Source organism: Cytobacillus sp. ABV4_503 (genome assembly GCF_056158445.1).
The window spans coordinates 1,875,746-1,897,040 of the sequence record NZ_JBSWTH010000001.1 but is presented as its reverse complement, the minus strand read 5'-3'; the positions used below and the strand labels follow the sequence as shown (position 1 = coordinate 1,897,040).

21 protein-coding genes and 1 riboswitch are annotated in these 21,295 nt (G+C 40.4%); of the genes, 4 read left to right on the top strand and 17 right to left on the bottom strand.

Annotated features, from left to right (window positions below; all coding sequences use genetic code 11):
* Positions 1–106: 106 nt before the first annotated feature.
* The 3 genes from ACXAD1_RS09510 to ACXAD1_RS09500 form a co-directional block, all read right to left on the bottom strand.
* Positions 107–1,390: a Na+/H+ antiporter NhaC family protein gene (locus tag ACXAD1_RS09510; protein ID WP_474909903.1), complete on the bottom strand. Its 1,284-nt coding sequence runs from the start codon at positions 1,388–1,390 to the stop codon at positions 107–109.
* 86 nt (positions 1,391–1,476) lie between these two features.
* Positions 1,477–1,581: riboswitch (SAM riboswitch) on the bottom strand.
* 159 nt (positions 1,582–1,740) lie between these two features.
* The gene (locus ACXAD1_RS09505) at positions 1,741–2,325 is read right to left on the bottom strand and encodes a DUF421 domain-containing protein (protein ID WP_206837208.1); all 585 of its coding nucleotides are present in this window, start codon (positions 2,323–2,325) and stop codon (positions 1,741–1,743) included.
* 116 nt (positions 2,326–2,441) lie between these two features.
* The gene (locus ACXAD1_RS09500) at positions 2,442–2,642 is read right to left on the bottom strand and encodes a cold-shock protein (protein ID WP_009334826.1); all 201 of its coding nucleotides are present in this window, start codon (positions 2,640–2,642) and stop codon (positions 2,442–2,444) included.
* 341 nt (positions 2,643–2,983) lie between these two features.
* Between ACXAD1_RS09500 and ACXAD1_RS09495 the strand changes: the two genes are divergently transcribed.
* A complete protein-coding gene (locus tag ACXAD1_RS09495) occupies positions 2,984–3,262 on the top strand; it encodes a phage holin family protein (RefSeq protein WP_370225039.1) in 279 nt (92 codons plus the stop codon).
* 52 nt (positions 3,263–3,314) lie between these two features.
* On the opposite strand, the gene ACXAD1_RS09490 is transcribed toward ACXAD1_RS09495, so the two are convergent.
* From ACXAD1_RS09490 to ACXAD1_RS09475, 4 genes are all read right to left on the bottom strand, one after another.
* On the bottom strand, positions 3,315–3,641 hold the full coding sequence (locus tag ACXAD1_RS09490) for a hypothetical protein (protein WP_206837202.1): 327 nt from the start codon (positions 3,639–3,641) through the stop codon (positions 3,315–3,317).
* Between the two features lie 128 nt (positions 3,642–3,769).
* The gene (locus ACXAD1_RS09485) at positions 3,770–4,522 is read right to left on the bottom strand and encodes an SDR family oxidoreductase (protein ID WP_370225037.1); all 753 of its coding nucleotides are present in this window, start codon (positions 4,520–4,522) and stop codon (positions 3,770–3,772) included.
* A gap of 351 nt (positions 4,523–4,873) precedes the next feature.
* A complete protein-coding gene (gene rpmG, locus ACXAD1_RS09480) occupies positions 4,874–5,023 on the bottom strand; it encodes a 50S ribosomal protein L33 (protein WP_370225036.1) in 150 nt (49 codons plus the stop codon).
* Complete coding sequence (locus ACXAD1_RS09475) at positions 5,020–6,222, bottom strand: GTP-binding protein (RefSeq protein ID WP_474909902.1); 1,203 nt, start codon at positions 6,220–6,222, stop codon at positions 5,020–5,022. The genes rpmG and ACXAD1_RS09475 overlap by 4 nt, the downstream gene beginning before the upstream one ends.
* A gap of 297 nt (positions 6,223–6,519) precedes the next feature.
* Between ACXAD1_RS09475 and ACXAD1_RS09470 the strand changes: the two genes are divergently transcribed.
* Both ACXAD1_RS09470 and ACXAD1_RS09465 read left to right on the top strand, forming a co-directional pair.
* Positions 6,520–7,512 carry a permease gene (locus ACXAD1_RS09470; RefSeq protein WP_370225034.1) on the top strand — a complete coding sequence of 331 codons (993 nt, stop codon included), beginning with the start codon at positions 6,520–6,522 and terminating at the stop codon, positions 7,510–7,512.
* A 10-nt stretch (positions 7,513–7,522) separates the two neighbouring features.
* A complete protein-coding gene (locus tag ACXAD1_RS09465; RefSeq protein ID WP_206837188.1) occupies positions 7,523–8,509 on the top strand; it encodes a TIGR03943 family putative permease subunit in 987 nt (328 codons plus the stop codon).
* A gap of 27 nt (positions 8,510–8,536) precedes the next feature.
* Here ACXAD1_RS09465 and ACXAD1_RS09460 read toward each other — a convergent pair whose 3' ends face one another.
* The 9 genes from ACXAD1_RS09460 to ACXAD1_RS09420 form a co-directional block, all read right to left on the bottom strand.
* Positions 8,537–10,225 carry a methyl-accepting chemotaxis protein gene (locus tag ACXAD1_RS09460; RefSeq protein WP_474909901.1) on the bottom strand — a complete coding sequence of 563 codons (1,689 nt, stop codon included), beginning with the start codon at positions 10,223–10,225 and terminating at the stop codon, positions 8,537–8,539.
* Between the two features lie 342 nt (positions 10,226–10,567).
* Positions 10,568–10,879 (bottom strand): DUF3870 domain-containing protein, encoded by a 312-nt coding sequence (locus tag ACXAD1_RS09455; RefSeq protein ID WP_206837183.1) that lies wholly within the window; start codon positions 10,877–10,879, stop codon positions 10,568–10,570.
* A gap of 82 nt (positions 10,880–10,961) precedes the next feature.
* On the bottom strand, positions 10,962–12,167 hold the full coding sequence (locus ACXAD1_RS09450) for an acyl-CoA dehydrogenase family protein (RefSeq protein ID WP_474911292.1): 1,206 nt from the start codon (positions 12,165–12,167) through the stop codon (positions 10,962–10,964).
* A 14-nt stretch (positions 12,168–12,181) separates the two neighbouring features.
* On the bottom strand, positions 12,182–13,369 hold the full coding sequence (locus tag ACXAD1_RS09445; protein WP_474909900.1) for a CaiB/BaiF CoA transferase family protein: 1,188 nt from the start codon (positions 13,367–13,369) through the stop codon (positions 12,182–12,184).
* A gap of 302 nt (positions 13,370–13,671) precedes the next feature.
* Entirely contained in the window at positions 13,672–14,670 is a 999-nt protein-coding gene (locus tag ACXAD1_RS09440) for a VanW family protein (protein ID WP_474909899.1), read from the bottom strand.
* Positions 14,671–14,864: 194 nt separating this feature from the next.
* Complete coding sequence (locus ACXAD1_RS09435; RefSeq protein ID WP_474909898.1) at positions 14,865–15,035, bottom strand: hypothetical protein; 171 nt, start codon at positions 15,033–15,035, stop codon at positions 14,865–14,867.
* 22 nt (positions 15,036–15,057) lie between these two features.
* Positions 15,058–15,201 carry a hypothetical protein gene (locus tag ACXAD1_RS09430; RefSeq protein ID WP_474909897.1) on the bottom strand — a complete coding sequence of 48 codons (144 nt, stop codon included), beginning with the start codon at positions 15,199–15,201 and terminating at the stop codon, positions 15,058–15,060.
* A 118-nt stretch (positions 15,202–15,319) separates the two neighbouring features.
* On the bottom strand, positions 15,320–16,765 hold the full coding sequence (locus ACXAD1_RS09425; protein ID WP_474909896.1) for an APC family permease: 1,446 nt from the start codon (positions 16,763–16,765) through the stop codon (positions 15,320–15,322).
* Positions 16,766–16,903: 138 nt separating this feature from the next.
* On the bottom strand, positions 16,904–18,292 hold the full coding sequence (locus tag ACXAD1_RS09420) for an aminotransferase family protein (RefSeq protein ID WP_370224877.1): 1,389 nt from the start codon (positions 18,290–18,292) through the stop codon (positions 16,904–16,906).
* A 266-nt stretch (positions 18,293–18,558) separates the two neighbouring features.
* Here ACXAD1_RS09420 and ACXAD1_RS09415 point away from each other — a divergent pair, with 266 nt between their 5' ends.
* The gene (locus ACXAD1_RS09415; RefSeq protein WP_206837166.1) at positions 18,559–19,968 is read left to right on the top strand and encodes a sigma-54 interaction domain-containing protein; all 1,410 of its coding nucleotides are present in this window, start codon (positions 18,559–18,561) and stop codon (positions 19,966–19,968) included.
* Between the two features lie 101 nt (positions 19,969–20,069).
* Here ACXAD1_RS09415 and ACXAD1_RS09410 read toward each other — a convergent pair whose 3' ends face one another.
* Positions 20,070–21,284 (bottom strand): CaiB/BaiF CoA transferase family protein, encoded by a 1,215-nt coding sequence (locus ACXAD1_RS09410; RefSeq protein WP_474909895.1) that lies wholly within the window; start codon positions 21,282–21,284, stop codon positions 20,070–20,072.
* Positions 21,285–21,295: the final 11 nt, after the last annotated feature.

Here is a 21,295-nt window from a genome sequence, read left to right as displayed (position 1 = left end):
GAGGCTCAGCAAAATTTATTAGAACATTCGTTCTAATTATATCAGGAATTTTTTCCAAAACATAGCATTGTTCAAAAAGAAAAAGAGCCAACCTAGGCTCTTTCTTCTATTGCTTTTTTAGGTTAGGAAAGTTGATCAAAATGGCAATAATGCCGCAAATGCCAATTAATATTGGATAAATGGAATATGTCATGATGCTCACAGGAGATATGGCAGCGAGCCCGGAAGCAGCCAGCATCTGAGCCCCATATGGGATAGTCCCTTGTACAAAACAGGCAAATATATCAAGAATACTTGCTGATTTACGCGGATCAATCTCATATTGATCTGCAATTTTTTTGGCAAGCGGCCCTGCAATAATGATGGCAATTGTGTTATTGGCTGTAGATAAATTGGTCAGAGAGACAAGTGACGCAATACCAAATTCAGCTCCCCTGCGGGATTTTATTTTGCTTGTAGCCATGTGCAGCAAGTAATCGATTCCGCCATTAAAACGGATGATCTCAACCAATCCGCCAATGAGTATGGCGATTATCGCAAGGGTCTGCATGCCGGCCATTCCCTCGGCAATCATCTGAAGGAATGAAACAAAAGTATAGCTGCCATCTGCGATTCCGATCAGTCCTGCAAGCAGAATACCCCCGCTAAGCACAAGAATGACATTCATGCCAAGTAAAGCTGCAGCCAATACGCCCAGATAAGGAACAACTTTCAAAAAACTGTAATCCCCGCTTGTTACCGCGCTTTCCTGACCAGCAGTTAAAATCCCAAGAATCAAAGCTGTAAGCAATGCAGCAGGCAGGACGATTAAGAAATTCACACGGAATTTATCGGTCATTCTCGTTCCTTGTGTCCTGACCGCTGCAATGGTCGTATCAGAAATAACGGAAAGATTATCCCCAAACATGGCACCGCCTATTATTGCTGCCATGGCCAATGCTACAGATATATCTGTTTCTGCAGAAAGAGCTATACCAATTGGAGCAAGTGCCACAACGGTCCCCATGGACGTTCCCATCGATAGTGAAATAAAGCAGGCAATGATAAAAATTCCGACCATCAGCAGATTCTGAGGGATGAATGAGAGTGCAAGATTCACGGTCGAATCAACCGCACCCATACCTTTAGCCGTTCCAGAAAAGGCCCCTGCCAGGATAAAAATGATGGCCATTAAAATAATATCAGGATGTCCTGCTCCTTTCGTGAATATCTCCACTTTTTCCATAAACGGCTTTTTTCTGTTCATTGCCAGTGCTATTCCGGCTGTAGCGGATACAATGACAATGATTGGAATGCTATTGAAATCTCCTGTTGCTATGCCGCTTCCAATAAAAATTAGAAGGAAAGCCATAAGCGGCAATAAAGCCCAGGAATTGCCTTTGTTTTTCATTAAAAATCTCCTCTCCGAATAAATTTTCCAGCAAAATAAAAAGACCTCTTCAAGCAAGAAGAGATCTTAACAAATCAATCGTTCTCTTCTTATCTGCCAAGCACCTATGCTTGCTGGATTTGGCACAGCGCTCTATAGAGCCCGCTGCCGAGACATCTTCGGGCCAGTCCCTCAGTCTCTCTTGATAAGCGATTCATATGAAATTATTCTGAAATAACTCACGTTTGAAAATTATACAGGAAACTCGTGAAACTTCAAGCACTTTTTTGTTGTGGATTAAGAATCTGAATAATACTTTAAAGGTGAATAACGGGGATTGAAATTAAAAAAAGCCGCAATGCGGCTAAAAACTAGTGAAGTTCTTTAGAATTTGGAGGGTTATGCCCCTTTTTCAGCTCCTGAAAAATATCATCTGAGGCTTGAGGTGCAGGCTGAACGGGTGACTGCAAAATCATTTCTCCCATAAGCCTTTTAAACTCTCCAACAGTTAAAGGCTTCGCATCATTCATTAACTCATACCCAAGCTGTCCATTCGGTTCAAGAGTTGCCATTTTGACATCTGAAATTTTTGTGATTCCGCTGGTTCTGAGCCTCATTTCCAGCTGATCAGCTGTAAAGCGCAATTTCCTCATATTTGCTGTTTTAAGTTTCCCATCCTCAATCACTATTTTAGATTTGCCCGTGATAAATTTTTCAACAAAATTAAACTTAACCTGAAGATATTCCATTAATATTAATGATCCAATTAAGATAGCTGCTGCCACAATCGTTTTCCAAACACTAGTCTCAACGATCGGCTGAATAATGATGGTGCCTATTGAAATCATCACAACTGTTTGGGCTAGTGTCATTTGCGAGATGGATTTTCTTCCGGCCACACGCAAAAGCAATACCCCTGAAAATATTAAAAGGACTGATTCCCATATAAAGTTCATCTATTGCCACCTCCCTTTTTCTCATAGGGTATGGCATAGCAGGTACATATATACAATCGGTGAAAAATAAAACAGCCTGACCATATGGCCAGGCTGTTTTTGTATGGGTCTGTCGATTATAGTTTAGTTACGTTAGCTGCTTGAGGTCCGCGTGCACCTTCAACAACTTCGAAAGAAACTTCTTGGCCTTCTTCTAAAGATTTGAAACCTTCAGATTGGATAGCAGAGTAATGTACGAATACGTCGTTTCCGTCTTCACCTTCGATGAATCCGAAACCTTTTTCAGCATTGAACCATTTTACTTTACCGTTTTTCATGAAAAAAATCCTCCTATTGGCTAGAAAAAGCCATGTGTAAATTCACCATATACACGCTTATAACTTTACGTTCATTACTCATCCAGACCATTGCCTAACGGTTGAAAAAGCAGCTAGCAAAATATAAACACGATGCATAACGGCTGATTCAAATTTAGCATTTATAGGGAGAAATGTCAACTAGCATGGCCGTCTGAAGAAGGTAATTTTCAAACTATTCCGCCATTTATCAGCATTCAATTATATATATATCTATTAAAGATAGCTTCTCCTATTTTAGAGGCGAGCAAACAAACCAATTATATGAGGCTTTCATAAAATATAGAAAATAATATCAGGAGGTGAGTGCATTGAACTTATATGATTTTTTAAACCAGAATTATTACATGCTGGTGCCTGCTTTGTGGGTAATTGGTTATGCATTGAAACAGACACCAAAAGTCCCTGACTGGTCCATCGTATGGATTCTTGTGATCATTTCGGTTTCCGCAGGCAGCTTTGCATTTGGGTTTTCTTTTGAAGGGCTCCTTAACGGAATTGTTGCGGCAGGTGTTGCAGTGCTCGGACATCAAATGATGAAACAGACAATAGAAGGTGCATACAGCAATAAAAAGAAATAGGTTATATCAAAAAAAGTTCATCCCGCTTGGGCTGAACTTTTTATTTACTCTATTATTTTAAGCCGGCCAGGACTTTTTCAATATCTTCTGCTGTCATTTCCTGTGCTTTTGCAAAACTGTATACATGATTCGATGCCCAGGAATCATAAAGCCTTGCAAGATCATTTCGGTCATATACTTTATTGGCAAATGTGCTGAAAAAATAAACAATCAGGACATTCACGACATTTTGCGGCAGCTGTTTTCTGTTTGCAAGCGTACCCAAAGCGATTTTTTCCAATCCTCTAATATTGCCGCCTGTTAAATGTTCAACTATTTCAAGCGGGGAAGCAGTTTCACACTTTTGCACAAAATCAGGGTCATTTAATAAATTTAACATAGGTCTCTCTCCTCTATAACTTCTATTTATACACATTTGGAGGAGATCAATAAACCCTTTTGGGTATTTTGTATCAAAAATGATATAAATAGCAGAGATTTGTTAAATAAATGTCACTTGCCTTTAGGTTACCCGCGAATAAACCCTCCCTCGGAATGAATCACCTGCCCTGTTACCCACTTTGAATCTTCACTTGCCAGAAATGCTGCCAGATTGGCTGCGTCTTCAGGCTGGCCGATTCTGCCGGCAGGAAATTTAGGCAAAAGGTGATTTCTTATCTCCGCATTCATCCATGTGGAGTCGGTGGGACCAGGGTTAATCGCATTGACGGTTATTCCTAAATGAGCAATTTCTGTTGACAGAGATCTGGTAAATGTCGTAATGGCTGCTTTAGTAGAAGCATAGGCCAGTTCACCGGGCATTGGTCCCAGCTCCTGTCCTGAAGTCATATTAATAATTCTTCCATATGGCAACTTCCATTCCGGAAATCTTTTGGAGAATTCTGTACAAAGAAGAAATACGGCTCTCATATTAACCGCATAGTGTGCGTCCAGAGTTTTTGCGTCAAGATCAAGATAACCATCTCTAGTTGAATGTGCTGCATTATTAACGAGGACCATCGGCTTTCCAACTGTTAAGGCAACGGATTCCAGCACCTTTTCTGCTGATTGACCATCCGATAAGTCTGCTTCAAGGCCTTTGCATGCAACACCGCTTTCCGATATTACCTTGCTGAATTCTTTTTCCCAATGGGGCTCGGCATCCCAATAAGTAAAAAATATATTAAAACTTCGGCTGGCTAGCTTTCGGCAAATAGCAGCACCAATGCCTTTATGGCTGCTGACGCCTGTAACAATTGCAGTTTTATTCTGCTGATCCATTCAGCGTTCCCTCCATTTTGGGCCTGCTGCAGCTAGCCTGGAGATAAAGATTCCAATAAAAAGGCAGATACACAACAAGGTATCTGCCATTCATGGTTTGAGTTTCCACAGCAGGCATTCCTTGTTTTATCATTTATAAGAATAGACAAATCTCTCCCTTTATTAAGAGATGCTGTTCTATATAAGCTTTAAATGATTACAAGTTCTGCCACATAATAGAATCTCAATTCCCCTTCCGTATATCTCCTATTTTGAGCATATCTGCAAGAACAGGAAAAAGCAAGATAATATTTCAGAGTGCTCTGTTAGTTTTCGCCAGTACTCCGCCAAACATTAAAGGGAACGATAATGTTATTTTGTTTCCCTGTGAAGGGTGTGTTTTTTTAGTTTTGGAGAGTATTTCATTATTTCAATCCGATCAGGATTATTTCTTTTATTTTTGGTTGTAATATAATTGAGATCCCCTGTTTCTGTGCATGCCAAAGTAATTTTCACTCTCATTTCACTTCCTCCATCATATTAGAATAATAAGCTGGCAGCCGGTCAGCCAGCATGCTCCAGTCTGAACACATTTCTTTTTCCGTTAGTAAACAATCATCCAGTCTTGATTCAATCTCTTCATTTTTCATACCCATGCCAATAAATACAAGTTCTGTCATCCTGTCTCCAAAAACGTTATCCCATCTATCAAGCAGTTCTGGTTCTTCCTTTAAAATTTTGTTTTTTTCCGCCTCTGGAAGGGCTGCAATCCATTCGCCAGCACCTTGCAGTGTTATGGACGGTCCTGCCTGGGACAGGAGCCCGGCCATGTCATTACGTGACGCCAACCAGAAAAAGCCTTTGGCTCTCACAATATCTGCAGGGAAATCCTCCAGCCATTGCATGAATCTTTCTGGATGGAAAGGCCTTTTCCTTTTATATACAAAGGATGAAATTCCATATTCTTCCGTTTCCGGTGTGTGTTCCTCATTAAGCTCCTTAATCCAGCCTGCTCCCTGGCTCGCCGTTTCAAAATCAAAAAGACGAGTATTAAGGATCTCTTCCGGTTCAATCTCTGAATGTACGGCTTTAATAATTTTCGCTTCAGGATTTAACTTTTCTAATACTGCCTTAAGCTCATCAGCGCTTTCCGGATCAACCAAATCCATCTTGTTCAGCACTATGACATTCGCAAATTCTATTTGGTCAATTAATAAATCAACAACTTCCCGTACATCACTTTCATCTGTGCCCTGTTTACGGTCCAGCAGAGTTTCTCCGCATGCAAAGTCATGCCAAAATCGATTTGCATCTACAACTGTTACCATTGTGTCAAGCGTGCATCTTTCCGAAAGATTAACTCCTAAACTTTCATCCATATAAGTAAAGGTCTGAGCAACCGGAACAGGTTCTGAGATGCCTGAGGATTCAATCAGGATATTTTCGATATCTCCTTCGTTAACCAGCCTTTCCACTTCTATCATTAAGTCTTCTCTCAAAGTACAGCAGATGCAGCCGTTTTGAAGCTCCACCAGTTTTTCATTGGTTCTGGAAAACCCGCCTTTTTTTACCATGGATGCGTCAATGTTGACTTCACTCATATCATTCACAATAACTGCCATTTTCTTATTGCCGCGATTATTTAAAATGTGGTTCAGCAGAGTGGTCTTTCCTGAACCTAAATAGCCGCTCAGTACAGTGACGGGTATCTTCTGTGTCATGGATTCTCTCCTTTTAACATAAATAGTATTCATTACGATTTACAGCAGGTTAGTACCCCCTCATCTGATTAGATGTAGTGTTGACTCGAAAATATTGGTGGGTTTTTAATAAATCGTAATTATTACGATTTAAATCATATTAAAATTTTCTTTCGATTGCAAGGATTAACTATATATTTTTTTCCCCTTCCATTCTCCTATCCTTTCAAAATGCTCATAATCCCATTTACATTTTCATAAAATTAATATAGAGTATAAAACGAAATCATTACGATTTTTAAATACAGGAGGATACTTATGAACCGAGTTTTTCGCAGCCATATCATTGATATAACGGGCATAATTTTGATAGCCATTCTGGTATATTTCATATCTTTCAGCTCTGGCTTAGGTTTATCTTTTGATATTCCCCCTTCTCTGTTAAATCTGAATGTTATCTTTATCAGCATCCTAATAGAAGCGTTGCCTTTTGTCCTGATAGGTGTGCTGATTGCAGGGTTTATCCAAATTTTCATTACAGAAGACCATATAAAAAGGTGGATTCCGAAAAATAGAACGGCTGCTGTTGTCATGAGCTGTGTGGCAGGCGCCCTTTTTCCAGCGTGTGAATGCGGTATTGTCCCCATCATCCGGCGGCTTATGTCTAAGGGTGTTCCAGTATATGCAGCGATTGGTTTTATGCTGACTGGCCCCCTGATTAATCCCATCGTCATTGCTTCTACATACATGGCTTTTGGAAACGATTTTGAAATGGCGGGCTTACGAATGGGACTGGGATTCCTAATTGCCATAATAGTTGCCTTTAGCGTGAGCATCATCTTTAAGTCCGGGCAATTAAAGGAAAGTATTCACTTGCCCCACAGCAGCGAAAAAAATCGTTCCTTCCTTGACAGGGTTTGGTCGATGCTGACCCATTCAATCGATGAATTTTTTGACATGGCCAAATATTTAATTATTGGTGCTTTATTAGCTTCCATTGTACAAGTCTATATGCCGGCAAAAACATTTTTGCAAAGTGCAGATAATCCGGTAGTATCCTTGCTGATCATGATGGGTTTTGCTTATGTTTTGTCACTATGCTCCGAGGCCGACGCATTTATTGGTGCTTCATTCAGCAGCATATTTCCTAAGTCTTCCATACTGGGGTTTTTGATCTTCGGGCCGATGATCGATTTTAAAAATACAATCATGATGCTTAGTGTGTTTAGGATGAAGTTTGTTCTTGGGGTATTAGCGCTGACTGCTTCCGTTGTCTTTTTCACGCTACTTCTTGTACAGAATTTCATTTAGGAGGATTGCTATGAAAATCCATTTTCAGCAGGCGTTGAGGGCGCTGATTCTACTGGCTTTTTGCGGACTGATTTTTCAGCTCCATTATACAGGAGACATAACTAAATATATTAATCCAAAATATGTCCGGTTAAGCCAATCCGCTTCCATTCTATTTTTATTTTTATTTTTTATTCAGATTACCAGGATATGGACCTACCAAAGAGAAGAAGTTGTTCACGAACACCACCACGGTCAGGACTGCTCCCGCCATGATGATCAAAGCTGTTCTCATGATCATGACCATGGAGATACACCGTTTACTGGTAAAAAGCTGCTGTCATATTCCATTATATTAATTCCGTTATTAACAGGATTCTTCTTGCCTGCAAAGACGCTTGATGCTTCCATTGCTGAAAAGAAAGGCGGGCTGGCCATACTTGGCAATCAAAAACAAGAGGTGAATACATCGGCTGGCTCTGATGAAAAGGCAGATGTATCAGACTTTGAACTTGAAGACTTTTCATTTGAAGAAGAGCTGGAAGAAGGAGAGGAGCTGGAGCATGACCTTTCTGTAAATGAAGAAGTAGAGGAAATATCCAATGAAGAGTTTGAGCAATTAAAAAAGGACCTTTATTCGGCTCCTGCTATTAAGATGGATGATAAAGTTTTTAGTTTGTATTATGAGGAAATCAGTAAAGATATTGATAAATTCATTGGCAGGGAAATTGAATTTCAGGGATTTATATATAAAGAAGAAGGACTTGGTTCCAATCAGCTTGTCATTTCGAGGTTTTTGATTACACATTGTGTGGCAGATGCAAGTATGATTGGCTTTCTATCAGAAATGGAGGAAGCTCCGGAACTCTATGATAATATGTGGGTCAAAGTTAGCGGAGTCATAGACAAGGCAGCCTATAATGGGACAGAGCTGCCTCTGATTAAAATTAAGGAATGGAAAGAAATTGAGGAGCCGTTTATTCCATATCTGTATCCATTAACCATCAAAATCTTATAGTACAAAAGGGACTCAGCTGAGTCCCTTTTATAATTTAAATCTCGACACAACTTCCTGCAATTCTTCAGCTAGTTTTGCAAGTGACCCGGATGATGATGATACTTCTTCCATTGTAGCAAGCTGTTCTTCTGTTGCGGCAGACGTTTCCTGTGAAGCTGCTGCATTTTTTTCTGAAATGTCCTGCACATTTGTCATGACTTCAATGATCTGGCTGGTTAAGGCCGTCAGTTCCTCCACTGAGGATGAAACTTCCTCGACTTTATGTGTTACATCGCCCATTGAATGGCTGATTTCGGCAAAAGCAGCACTTGCTTCCATCGTATCTTCAAGGCCATCTTTTACCTGTTCATTCCCTTTCTCCATTGCCTGAACAGCCTGCTTTGTTTCTTCCTGAACAATTCCAATCATTTGCTGAATCTGAACAGCAGATTGTTTGGAACCCTCTGCGAGTTTGCGGACTTCATCAGCTACAACCGAAAAGCCCCTGCCATGTTCACCAGCCCTTGCAGCTTCAATGGCTGCATTGAGTGCAAGCAAATTGGTCTGCTCCGCGATAGCGGTGATCAGTTCCACGATATTGCTGATTTCTTTTGATCGTGATTCGAGCGTATAAATATACTGTGTGGCTTCTCCTACAGAAGTATTTATTTCATTCATCTGCCTTACAACATTTTCGACTGATTTAGTGCCTTTTTTAGTCAAGTAATCAGTTTTTTCTGCTGCTTCAAGCATTAGCTCGCTGCTAGAAGAAATCTGCTGCATTCCGTAAGCAATCTCCTCCATTGAAGAAGATACCTCTCTAAAACGGTAAAGCTGCTGTTCAGTGCCAAGGGCATTTTTTTGTGAAATAGCTGCAACCTGTTCAGAAGCCAATGAACTTTCCTCTGCACTCGCAGCCAGTTCCTCACTGCTTGATGCAACTTGTTCTGAAGTGCTTCTTACCTGGCTGACCACAGATCTCAAATCTTTTACCATCTTATTTAAAGATAAAATAAACGCTCCTATTTCATCCCTGTTTTTCACTTTAATGGAGCCCTGGCTTAAATCTCCTCCAGCTACCTTGTCTATCATAGCTGCAGCCAGATTTATCGGCCTTGAAATCTTTCTGCTTATAAAATAAGCGATCGTCATCGCAGACAGGATGGCAGTAATCGTAATGATTAAAGTAATGAACTTAGCTGATTTTACGCTGGAAACTGTTTCATTTATCCCAGCATCTAATTGGGCTTCATAAAATTTTACAAGTTCATCCGCTTTTTTGTTGAATTCCTGGCTGACCTGTTTATCAGAGGTTTCAACTAATGACATGTATGCATTATTATCTTCCAGCTTAAATTTAATTTCTTTATCAATAATGCTCTGGTAGCGATCATGGAGCACTTTCAGCTCCTTCGCCAATTCCTTTTCTTCTTTATTGCTGGTTAATTTATTCAGTTCATTGATATGATGTTCCATTCTCTTGCGGGAACTTTCATAGTCACTAAGATATGTAGAGTCACCTGTCAGGAGATAGCCGCGGATTCCCCCTGCTTCATTCATAAGCTCTGCCTTCAGGGTTTTTACAAGCATCACTTCAGAGACATTTTCATCTAGTAAGCTCTGATAATTTCGGTTAACGTTACTGAGTTCAAAATTCGATAAACCGGAGACAAGACCAAATAATAAAAGGACAGATAAAAACCCGAGGAACAGTTTTTTTGCCACAGATAATTTCATGACTTTTCCTCATTTCCAGATAAAATAGGATATTCTACTTATAATTTAACATGAACGCACCCGGTAAGTCAGGTTCTTTTTACCTATTAACTCATATATTTACAGAAAATTCTCTTCCTTTCACGATTATTTGCATCAAAAATAAAAAAATGCCGCTAATCCGGCTGGCAGATTAGCGGCGACTATGCAGACCAAAGATCCTTAGGGAGGAGATCTTCTATATTATTGTATTAAAAGGGACTGAAAAGGTGTGGACAAACCCCTCCGCTTTTTGCTTATTTATTCATCGAACAGAGTCCAAACACTTCTACAGCCTTTACCTGGCTAGGTTCTCCTGATAATTTATTTAGACAAAACAAGCTCATACTGGAGATAGACATCCTTAAGTGCTGCCTGAATCGCCTGTCCGGCTTTCCCTCGATAATGGTGCTGAACCTTTTCTATGAGTTCTTCAACCCCTTCCCCCAAACAATAGCCTCTAAGAAGCTGGCGGATATATTCACGACCATGCTGAGTGGCGAGTGTACATGATGAATCTACTATCACGCCATATTTAAAGTCAAGTTCCAATGTAATTGTAATAGAATCATATAGGTTTCTCGCAGCCATACCCTGCGGAAGTTTGGCATGGCCGGCAATAAAATAAGTGTTCATACTATTGTTCTCCCTTTTGTCACTCTCAGGAAAATGGGTGTTTGCCAATTAAACAGAATGCTATCTGTCATGTTTCCCTTACTTAATGGACTGATACTTCTTCAAATGGCCACGCTGGCAGCTGCTTTCGAAGCGGCTTATCCTCCCTGTATCCCAGAGCATATTCTCCTTGCATAATAGTGTGAATTTCTCTTGTTCCCTCGTAAATCACCGGAGCTTTTGAGTTTCTTAAAAAGCGCTCAACCGGATATTCATCTGAATAGCCATATGCACCGTGGATTTGAACGGCATCATTGGCAGCTTCGAAAGCTGCATTGCATGCTATCCATTTCGCAAGGGACGTTTCTTTTGTATTCCTTTTCCCTTGATTTTTTAGCCAGCCTGCTTTAAACACAAGCAATCTGGAAATCTCCAAATTGGCACTCATTTTTGCAATCATCTGCTGAACGAGCTGATGCCTTCCTATTTCCTTGCCAAAAGTTTTGCGTTCATGGCAATATTTTAGACTGGATTCCAGACTGGCTTCAATTAAGCCAACCGCCCCTGCTGCTACAGTAAATCGGCCATTATCTAATGCTGACATGGCAATTTTAAAACCTTCTCCTTCTTCACCAAGCCTATTTGATACAGGCACTCTTACATCAGACAAAAATACCTCTCCCGTGTTGCCTGCCCTTATTCCCAGCTTTCCTTTAATGGCCTTGGTTTCTACACCCGGGAAGTTTCGTTCAACTATAAATCCAGTAATACCCTTGTGCCCAATATCATGTTCTGTTTTAGCAAAAATCAGGAAATTATCCGCTGCATCACAAAGTGAAATCCACGTCTTTGATCCATTTAGAATATAAGAGTCTCCATCCCGCATGGCAGTTGAATTCATTGCAGCTACATCCGACCCTGCATTGGGCTCGGTTAAGCCAAATGCTCCTACCTGTTTGCCTTGTGCTTGCGGCACTAAATACTTCTGTTTTTGCTCTTCGGTTCCCCATTGAAGCAATGTCATACTATTTAATCCTGTATGGACAGATACCGCAGTACGGTAGGCAGTATCTCCACGCTCCAGCTCTTCACAGACAATTGCCAAAGTGTTGTAATCCATCCCTGCACCGCCATATTCCTCAGGGATACAAACACCCATTAAATGCAATTCAGCTAATTTTTTTAGTATTGAAGGTTCAAATTGACCTTGTCGGTCCCACTCCTGAATATTTGGAATAATTTCCTTGTCTACAAACCTTTTCACTAATTTTTTCACACTTTGCTGTTCATCAGATAATTCGAAGTTCATCATTTCAATTCCTCCTATATAATTTGATTTTTTCTAAACCTGTCAATTTGGTCGGGATGGTAACCGAGTTGCTCCAAAATGCTTTCTGTGTGCTCACCAAACATGGGAGGATGATGCCTCATTTTTACAGGTGATTTAGAGAGCTTAATCGGTGAACCGGTAAGTCTAAGAGTTTCAATATAAGGATGATCCATATCGACTACCATTTCTCTGGATCTTATTTGCGGGTCATCAAAAATTTCTTGAACAGTATTGATAGGGCCGTTGGGAATTGCCGCTTTATCCAAAATGTCTTTCCACTCCTTTTTTGTTTTTTTTGAGAGCAGTTCTTCAAGTATTGGAATAAGCTTCGATTTATTCTCCAAACGGTTCTCATTATGAATAAACTCATTCATTTCAGATAAGTCCTGCCTGCCCAAAGCAGCTGAAAATCGCTTAAATTGCTCATCATTCCCTACTGCTATAACAAGTTCACCATCTTTTGCAGAAAACACCTGGTATGGAACTATATTTGGGTGATGGTTTCCTAAACGTTTTGGAGTTACTCCGCTGCATAAATAATTGCTGGCAACATTAATTAGTGAAGAAACCTGGCAATCCATTAAGGAAATATCAATTTCCTGCCCCTCCCCTGTTTTGTTCCGATGCTGGAGAGCAGATAAGATGCCTATACATGTATAAAGGCCGGTTAGTACATCCGCAATTGCAACACCTACCTTCAATGGGCTCCCATCCGGCTCTCCAGTTATGCTCATTAGTCCGCTCATCGCCTGAATAATGTAGTCATATCCCGGCAAGTCCTTATATGGTCCGGTTAAACCAAATCCAGTAATGGAAGCCATAATTAAAGAAGGGTTCATTTCTTTCAAACTTTCGTAGCCCAAGTTCATTTTTTCCAGCGTCCCTGATTTGAAGTTTTGCACAACTACGTCTCCTGTTGAGACAAGTTTCCTGAAAATTTCTTTCCCCTCTTCAGCTTTTAGGTTTAGTGAAATGCTCTGCTTATTCCTATTCGCACATAAATAATAGGCACTTTCTCCATTTAAAAAAGGCGGACCCCAGCCCCGTGTTTCATCACCGGTTTTATAATGCTCTATCTTAATCACCTCGGCTCCTAAATCACCAAGAATCATGGAGCAAAAAGGACCGGCCAGCACCCTTGATACATCGATTATTCGGATTCCCGCTAAAGCACCCTTCACTTTTTCACCTCTTTCATAAATTTAAAAAAACAAAAAGAGTCAGCAAAACAGACAATGTCAATTAAGACATTGAAAGCCTTACTGACTCTTATTCAAGGCTCGTCTTCCGGAAAGGAAGTTCAAGTGAACAAAGTCAATCCTTGGGGCATTAATTTGAATTAAAACTTCAAGCCGTGCATGCAGCAAGGAAATTGCTGTCATCGGTTTGTTAAGCTCATTATATAATAATTAACTGAATATTTCAACATTAATTCCCAGGTACCTATACCAGTTTGCTAAAGGGTCCAGGTACCCGGCACTTATTAAACAGCTTTTTTCAAAATTCCTGAATATTCCTTGGAGGTTCTTAGCTCGATAGTCAGTACGCCATTACCGAAATGTGCTTTTACAAGGAGGGGTATGCCAGTTGTGTTTTCAAATCTAAAATCTTTGCCTCCATAAGATACCGTTGCATCTCTTCCTTTTGGAACATAACCTACTGTTACGGAATGGTGATGCTTTTCTACATAGCTTACCCCGACCTTGTCAACTGCGTTAAATAAAGTGGAGGAAGTCTGGCAGATCCCGCCTCCAATTCCCATAACAAGCTTACCATTGATAGCTTCTTCTGCCGGCTGATAACCATGGGCTGCGTCACTTGGACCCACTGTTGTATTAAAGGAAAAATGGTCGCCCTCACCAAGGATAATATTATTAATGGCCTCGGCGGAAAGCTCTATATTTTTCGTTCTGCCGGCTACTCCGCTATTGAAGTAGGTCGTATAAGAGGCGACTACCACTTCATCCAAGCTCGGAACATCTTCAGGGCTATATCCGCTTTCAGTAACATAGAGAGGCAATTCAACATCCCCTCCGCTTACAGACGCAGCAATAATCTTATCCACTAGTTCATTTTCTTCAAGAATGATTTCGGGCTGCCCTTTAATTACCTTCCCATCCGGTCCTATTTTATCAAGGGTCATCCTTTGGTCATAGCCTTGCTTTGTATCCGTACCACGCGCCAGTTCTTTGGCCCATTGGGCCAGATTTGCTTTATATTTTTCATCGTCATTTCCAAACCCCATCTCAGCAGGGCTAAAGGTCTTAAGCACAGCCTTTGTATTAGGATCGGTAACATTAACCACAATCGGTTTTACTTCTTCCTTCTTCTCCTCCTCTTTTGCCTGCTCTTCTTCCCTTGCCTCCTCTTTGGCCAGTTCTTCCTCCTTTACCTTCTCTTCTGCCGGCTTTTTCTCCGGCTCATTATCTCCTGCTGCTTTCCCTGAACACCCGGCTAATCCTATTAAACTACCAATCAACATTAATAAAATTCCCCATTTTAGCTTCCTCATTTTTCCCCCAGCTTTTTCTTGTATTCTTCCTTTCTCTTTTTAGGAAGTCGTTTCCATTTTCATATTGTATTCAAGTCGGGAAAGAGGTATTCCTGCATAACAGCAGCTCAGTTTGTACCTTTTTTCCTGAATTAAAAAAACGCCTGCAGCAGCAGACGCTTTCATTATAATCCCCCACAGCCGGGTGAATTTTCCCGATGGCCGGCTTCTTCTTTCGGAACAGACTCTAGCCCATACCCTGTTGAACTAATTTCAAGTGTCCCTTTTGACGAAGACTCACAACTAAATCCCTCATTGCTGCTTTCAGGGCGGAACTGATTATTATCTTTTTTCATAATAGCCTCCCAATACTCTTTTCTATTCCTTAATCCCATGCAGCCATTCATGATAACAGCCTTTACATAAAACTTCTTCTCTCTCTTGATCGGCCACATCAAATGTAATCAGATGCAATTGATTTCCTTCAATCTCATCAGTGCAATAAAAACACTTTTCACCCATCATGGACCCTCCATAGTTGAAAGTGTTTTTATTTTGAAACAGCTGCACTTTTTTTATACTCAAAAAATGTACCAGGTACCTATACCAGTTTGCTTTAGTGCTATAGATACCTGACCCATTAGCTGCTTTTTTCCTTTATGTCGGTTTGGTTGTCGTATGTTATGACTCGGGCTATTTCGTCATTCATATGTTTATTAGAGTATTCTGTTCCGTATTTAGACATGGAGGTTTTATAAAAAACAAAGCCGAGGATAATCCAGGCAAATACGATGGCCCATTCGTAAGGCCAGATTAATGCTGAAGGCATTCCTGGCATATATAAAATACTAACGCCAAGAGACATAAAGACCGCAATCCAACCAATCGCGGTTCCTCCATGAAGACGGAATGGCCTGTACATATCTGGAGCCTTTTTACGCAAAATAACAAAAGAAAGTGCTACCATAAACCAAGCTACTACTAGACCCAAACCGCCTGCATCAACCAGCCAGACTAAGGCGGGCCTTCCTAACAATGGTGCAGCTGTAGATAAAACAGCAATCAATAAAATGGCTTTATGAGGGGTATTATATTTTGGGTGGAGTTCTCCTAAAGATTTTGGAAGCATCCCTGCCCTTGCAAGTGCATAGATTGCCCGGCTTCCCCCTACATAGAACCCAATCCAGCTTGTCAGAATTCCGCCTATTCCTCCGAGTACTAGAAGATTTCCCATCATTTGACTATCTCCAAAGGCTTTTGCCATTGCGTCAGCTGTAACAAGATTGGATTGAGCAATTTCAGAGGGACTTAGCACACGGGAAACGCCGAAAATTACCGCAATATACCAAACAATTGCCATAATAACAGATACAATTAATAATTTACCAATTTGCTTCTGTGGAAGCTTTATTTCTTCTGCTGCCTGTGGAATGACATCAAACCCAACAAACATGAATGGCGTCATGATCACAACGGTAAGTATCCCTGCCATTCCTTTTTCAAATAATGGCTGCATATTTTGTGTGTTTCCTGAAAAAGAACTGCCTGTTATTAATAAAACACCCGCAATTAAAATTAATAATGTTAAAATGAACATGGCAGCAGTAGAGAATTTAATGCCGCGATAATTTATCCAGGCGATAAAAATAGAGCCTATGATACCTACCCCTGCCCATGTTATCGTAACATCCCAATCTGCCACTGTGTATAAGTAGCCTTTACTATAATTAGGGATCAAATACTCAAAAACCGTTGGCAGTGCAACTGCTTCGAACGCAACTACAGAAACATACCCTAAAATTATTGCCCATGTAGTTATAAAACTGGCTACCCTGCCCATGGCTTTAAAACTATAAACATGTTCCCCGCCTGCCAATGGAAGAGCCGATGCCAATTCTGCATAGGTTAGACCAACAAAAGTAACAAGCAAGCCTCCAATAACAAAGGCAAGAATAGCACCCAATGAGCCAGCTTCTGTAATCCATAGGCCTGCAGTAACAACCCAGCCCCAGCCTATCATTGCCCCAAATGCAAGAGTAAGTACATCACGGTTTCCTAGTGTTTTTATAAACCTGTTTTCACTCATTCGCTTACCTCCACTCAAATTTTTTTGATGAAGAAAACCCAAGCAAACCCTCTATTAGTCTAAATATAATTAATTTTCTGATTTTTTATCTGTTTCTAGTGCCTACTCTAATGAATAGGCACCAATCAATATTAACTATTAAACACTTTGTAATTTTAAACTCTTTTCAACCGCCTGAATGGCATCCGAGAAGATCGAAATCATTTTTTCAATTTCTTCTTTATTAATAATAAGCGGTGGTGAGAGGGCTATTATGTTTGTTCCTCCAAAGGTAACGGCCCTCACAATTAATCCTCGGGTTAGACATTCTTCAACCAGCTGTTGGGCAGCCATTTTCTCAGGTTTAAAGGGAATTCCCTTTTCCCTATCCTCAAACAATTCAAATGCGCCAATCAAACCCTTTGCCCGTGATTTTGTCACCAGCGAATGATTCTCAGTCAAATATTCAAAGCCTTTTTTCAGTTCTTTTTCCATCTTACTTGCATGAGCCGGCAAATTTTCTTTTTCAATAATTTCGATATTTTTTAAAGCAACTGCACAGGCAGCGGGATGACCGCTATAAGTAAATCCATGGAATAAGACATCATCCGACAATTCAGCCAAGCTGTCCCTTAAGCGTTCAGTAATCGCGACCGCTCCCAGCGGAATATAACCACTCGTTATTCCCTTCGCCATACACATGACATCAGGTATAACATTCCAATGATCGACTCCGAACATTTTTCCTGTCCTGCCAAAACCGCAAATAACTTCATCAGCTATCATTAAGATGCCGTATTGATCACAAAGCTCCCGCACAGCTTCTAAATATCCATTCGGCGGGATAATAACTCCGCCTGCCCCCTGAATCGGTTCCACTATAACCGCAGCAATCTTTTCGGGACCTTCATTTTCAATAATCCCCCGAATGCTTCTGGCAAAGTCCGGATCGTTCTTGTCACCTAATTCACAATTCGTTTTGTGGGCTGCAGCATGGAGAAAATCTGGGGCCAGTGAGGTTGTCATATTTTGAAATTGCTGAATTCCCGTTGCGCTTGTCGCCCCTATTGTAATTCCATGATACGCACGCTCTAAACCAATTATCTTGTTTTTCTCCGGCTGCCCCTTCATTTTCCAATAATGCCTCACAAGCTTAAATGCAGTATCATTTGATTCAGATCCGCCAGAAGTATAGAAGAACACATTTAAATCACCGGGTGTAATGCTTGCCAGCTTCTCTGACAGCTGAATAACCGATTCGTGGGATAGGTTATTGAAAGAGGAACTATAAGCAAGCTTGCCCATCTGCTGGCTCGCTGCCTCCCCGAGATCTTTCCTGCCATGTCCTACATTTACATTCCACAGTGATGCCAGTGCATCAATATAACTTACGCCATTTACATCGGTTAAGTATATCCCTTTCCCTTCTGTAAAAACCCGTTTCGGACCGCTCTCCTGATGCTGTCTTAATGAAGATGTTGGATGCAAATAATGCTTTTTATCTAACTCTAAAAGTTTCATGATTTGATCTTTATTATACGTGGTCATTGCGATTACCTCCTTATTATGATGAATAATATAAAAGTTACATAAAAAAGTATTTTGCAAGTTTTATGCCAACAATCTATTAGTGCTAGATAGAGAATCAATGAGCTTCAGCTGCGAGTTTAATGCTTCTGTGCATTAGTAATAATGCATTTCTGCATTAATATTCATTATTCTAAATATTATGAATTGTTGATGCCTGCTTAATATGCTATTATTTCATTACCAGACTCTATTACCTCAATTTATTAAAAAATGCGGGTGAATTTATGGAAATTTGCGAGCTCACACATTATAAGAATTTGAACCATGAATTGGAGACAATTATTAATACCTGTTTTGATGAAATTTTTGTTACTGACGGCATTGGTACAGTCCTTAGAGTGAATCCGGCCGGAGAGGCATTTTATGGGATGAAGGCAGCTGAAATAGTAGGAAAAAATACGGAAGAACTGGCGAGAAAAGGGCTGTTTTCCCCCTCTTTGTTTCCGATTGTTAAAGAGCGGAAAGAGAGGGTATCAATGATACAAAGAACAAGAACAGGGCAAACTATTCATTGCATCGGAAACCCCTCTTTGGACACAGAAGGAAATATAGAGTTCATTGTTTTTACCTCCAGGGATCTGACTGAAATCAGACAGCTTCGCAATAAGATTGAGCGTACCGAACATTTACTTGAAAGCTTTCAGGAAGAGCTAGAAGAATTAAGGCGGTTTCATAATAAAGATGAAGAAGATTTTATTTCTTTTTCACCCGATATGCGAAAAATAGTGAAAATGGCAGATAAAATTGCGAAGGTCGATTCAACTGTTCTTGTTACAGGAAAATCCGGTGTCGGAAAAGGTGTAATCGTATCTCACATCCATAAAAAAAGCAAAAGAAGTAAGCAGCCTTTCATACATATTAATTGCGGTGCAATACCGGAGTCTCTTATTGAATCAGAACTTTTTGGGTACGAACCAGGCGCCTTTACAGGTGCGAAAAAAGAAGGCAAAAAAGGATTATTCGAAGCGGCAAATGGCGGTACATTATTTTTGGACGAAATAGGCGAGATGCCCCTTAACCTTCAGGTAAAACTATTAAAAGCCCTTCAAGAAAATGAAATTCAGCGGATTGGCGGCACCAGACCAATACCCGTAGATACCAGAATTATTGCTGCAACAAATAAAGACTTGGAAACAATGGTGGAGGACGGAACATTCAGAGAAGATTTATTTTACAGGTTAAATGTGATTCCCATTTATATTCCTCCTTTAAGTACAAGACCAGAGGACATTTCATACTTAATGGACCACTTTTTAGAAAAATTCAATAAAAAATATGGAATATCTGCCTATCTAAGCCTGAAAGCAGAAAACAAGCTAATTAATTACAGTTGGCCTGGAAACGTTAGAGAATTGGAAAATTTAATGGAGCGTTTAGTTGTTATAGCCGACAGGGATGAAATTCAATTATCAGATTTGCCGCAAAAGATTGTTAGCTCAACAAACGGCCATAAGCAATATACAGTCCATATTAATGAAATTTGCACATTAAAGCAGGCACACGAGGAATTGGAAGAACAATTAATCATAAAAGCTTATAAAAAATACCGAAGCTCCTATAAAGTCGGCAAAGCCCTTGGCATAAATCAATCAACTGCATATAGAAAAATTCAAAAATATATAGAAGACCATTAAAATAACTCCTGGCTATTTGGCCAGGAGGTTAGAAATCAATTAAACTCTCCTGTTGGCTTCTGTACAAATACTTACCTGGATATAACAGTAATCTCTCTCATTTACCGGGTTTGTGCTTTTTCTTCATATGTTTGAACAATTTTATTATTTAACAGGTCCTCAATCTTCGCTTCATCATACCCAATCTTTTTCAAGATATCCTTAGAATTTTCTCCCAGCTTTGGAGGAGCTTGTTTAATCTCTGCTGGTGACATGCTTAGTTCAAAGGGAAGCCGGGGAAGCTTAAACCCTTCGATGTTCGAATGTGCCAGACTCTCCCACATTTTAATGGCTTGAGCCTGCTTATCCTCAACAACTTCTGAAATCTTTTTTACCTTTGAGCTCGGCACCCCGGCTTCTGCCAAAAGTTTTACCCATTCATCAGCTGGTTTTGATTGCAGTATGTTTTCAATGGCAACTCTCAAATTTTCTCTATTTTCAACTCTTTTAGGATTCGTCTCATATCTTATGTCTGTAACCCATTCCTCTTTGCCCAGCACTTTGCATAAACGGCTAAATAATGAATTATTGGATATTCCAATCATGACGGGTGCATCGCTTGCATAAAAAGCCCCATATGGTGCAAAGGCAGTATGGCCTGCACCATTCTTTCGGGGTTCCTTTCCTGTAGCAAGCCAGGATAGCATATGATAGCCAACCCAAAAAACACCTGTTTCATAAAGAGAGGTTGTTACCAGCTGGCCTTCTCCCGTTTTTTCTTTATGAAAAAGGGCAGAAATAATGCCAATGGCTCCCCACATTGCACTTCCCTGATCCAGTACGGAAACTGGAACTCTTGCAATCTCTGACCCTTCTGCCCCGTTAATCCCGATAATGCCGGAATCTGCCTGGGCGATTGCATCGTACCCGGATCTTTCCCGCAAAGGTCCGTTCTGTCCGTAAGCCGATAAAGAACAATAAACAAGGGAAGGATTAATTTCTTTTAATTTTTCGTAACCAAGTCCCATTTTTTCCGCTTTCTTGTAACGGAAGTTCTCTACAAACACATCAGCTTTCTCAACAAGATCGTAAACAATTCTTCGGCCAGCATCCTGCTTGAGGTCAATGACAACAGACTTTTTATTGCGATTTATATGAAGGAAATAAACGCCTTCCCCTTCCCAAAAAGGTCCCATGCCTCTTGAGTCATCTCCAGTAACCGGCCTTTCAATTTTGATGATTTCAGCTCCTAAGTCCGCGAGAATCATAGTTAAACTGGGGCCGGAAATATTTGTAGTAATATCCACAACAGTAATACCTGATAACGGTCCTGCCATCCTTGTTCCTC

Excerpts from the sequence above, each read along its gene's own strand:
- ACXAD1_RS09510 (WP_474909903.1), bottom strand. The coding sequence starts at position 1,390 with ATGAAAAACAAAGGCAATTCCTGGGCTTTATTGCCGCTTATGGCTTTC.
- ACXAD1_RS09505 (WP_206837208.1), bottom strand. The coding sequence starts at position 2,325 with ATGAACTTTATATGGGAATCAGTCCTTTTAATATTTTCAGGGGTATTG.
- ACXAD1_RS09500 (WP_009334826.1), bottom strand. The coding sequence starts at position 2,642 with ATGAAAAACGGTAAAGTAAAATGGTTCAATGCTGAAAAAGGTTTCGGA.
- ACXAD1_RS09490 (WP_206837202.1), bottom strand. The coding sequence starts at position 3,641 with ATGTTAAATTTATTAAATGACCCTGATTTTGTGCAAAAGTGTGAAACT.
- ACXAD1_RS09485 (WP_370225037.1), bottom strand. The coding sequence starts at position 4,522 with ATGGATCAGCAGAATAAAACTGCAATTGTTACAGGCGTCAGCAGCCAT.
- rpmG (WP_370225036.1), bottom strand. The coding sequence starts at position 5,023 with ATGAGAGTGAAAATTACTTTGGCATGCACAGAAACAGGGGATCTCAAT.
- ACXAD1_RS09475 (WP_474909902.1), bottom strand. The coding sequence starts at position 6,222 with ATGACACAGAAGATACCCGTCACTGTACTGAGCGGCTATTTAGGTTCA.
- ACXAD1_RS09470 (WP_370225034.1), top strand. The coding sequence starts at position 6,520 with ATGAACCGAGTTTTTCGCAGCCATATCATTGATATAACGGGCATAATT.
- ACXAD1_RS09465 (WP_206837188.1), top strand. The coding sequence starts at position 7,523 with ATGAAAATCCATTTTCAGCAGGCGTTGAGGGCGCTGATTCTACTGGCT.
- ACXAD1_RS09460 (WP_474909901.1), bottom strand. The coding sequence starts at position 10,225 with ATGAAATTATCTGTGGCAAAAAAACTGTTCCTCGGGTTTTTATCTGTC.
- ACXAD1_RS09455 (WP_206837183.1), bottom strand. The coding sequence starts at position 10,879 with ATGAACACTTATTTTATTGCCGGCCATGCCAAACTTCCGCAGGGTATG.
- ACXAD1_RS09450 (WP_474911292.1), bottom strand. The coding sequence starts at position 12,167 with ATGAACTTCGAATTATCTGATGAACAGCAAAGTGTGAAAAAATTAGTG.
- ACXAD1_RS09440 (WP_474909899.1), bottom strand. The coding sequence starts at position 14,670 with ATGTTGATTGGTAGTTTAATAGGATTAGCCGGGTGTTCAGGGAAAGCA.
- ACXAD1_RS09435 (WP_474909898.1), bottom strand. The coding sequence starts at position 15,035 with ATGAAAAAAGATAATAATCAGTTCCGCCCTGAAAGCAGCAATGAGGGA.
- ACXAD1_RS09430 (WP_474909897.1), bottom strand. The coding sequence starts at position 15,201 with ATGGGTGAAAAGTGTTTTTATTGCACTGATGAGATTGAAGGAAATCAA.
- ACXAD1_RS09425 (WP_474909896.1), bottom strand. The coding sequence starts at position 16,765 with ATGAGTGAAAACAGGTTTATAAAAACACTAGGAAACCGTGATGTACTT.
- ACXAD1_RS09420 (WP_370224877.1), bottom strand. The coding sequence starts at position 18,292 with ATGACCACGTATAATAAAGATCAAATCATGAAACTTTTAGAGTTAGAT.
- ACXAD1_RS09415 (WP_206837166.1), top strand. The coding sequence starts at position 18,559 with ATGGAAATTTGCGAGCTCACACATTATAAGAATTTGAACCATGAATTG.
- ACXAD1_RS09410 (WP_474909895.1), bottom strand. The coding sequence starts at position 21,284 with ATGGCAGGACCGTTATCAGGTATTACTGTTGTGGATATTACTACAAAT.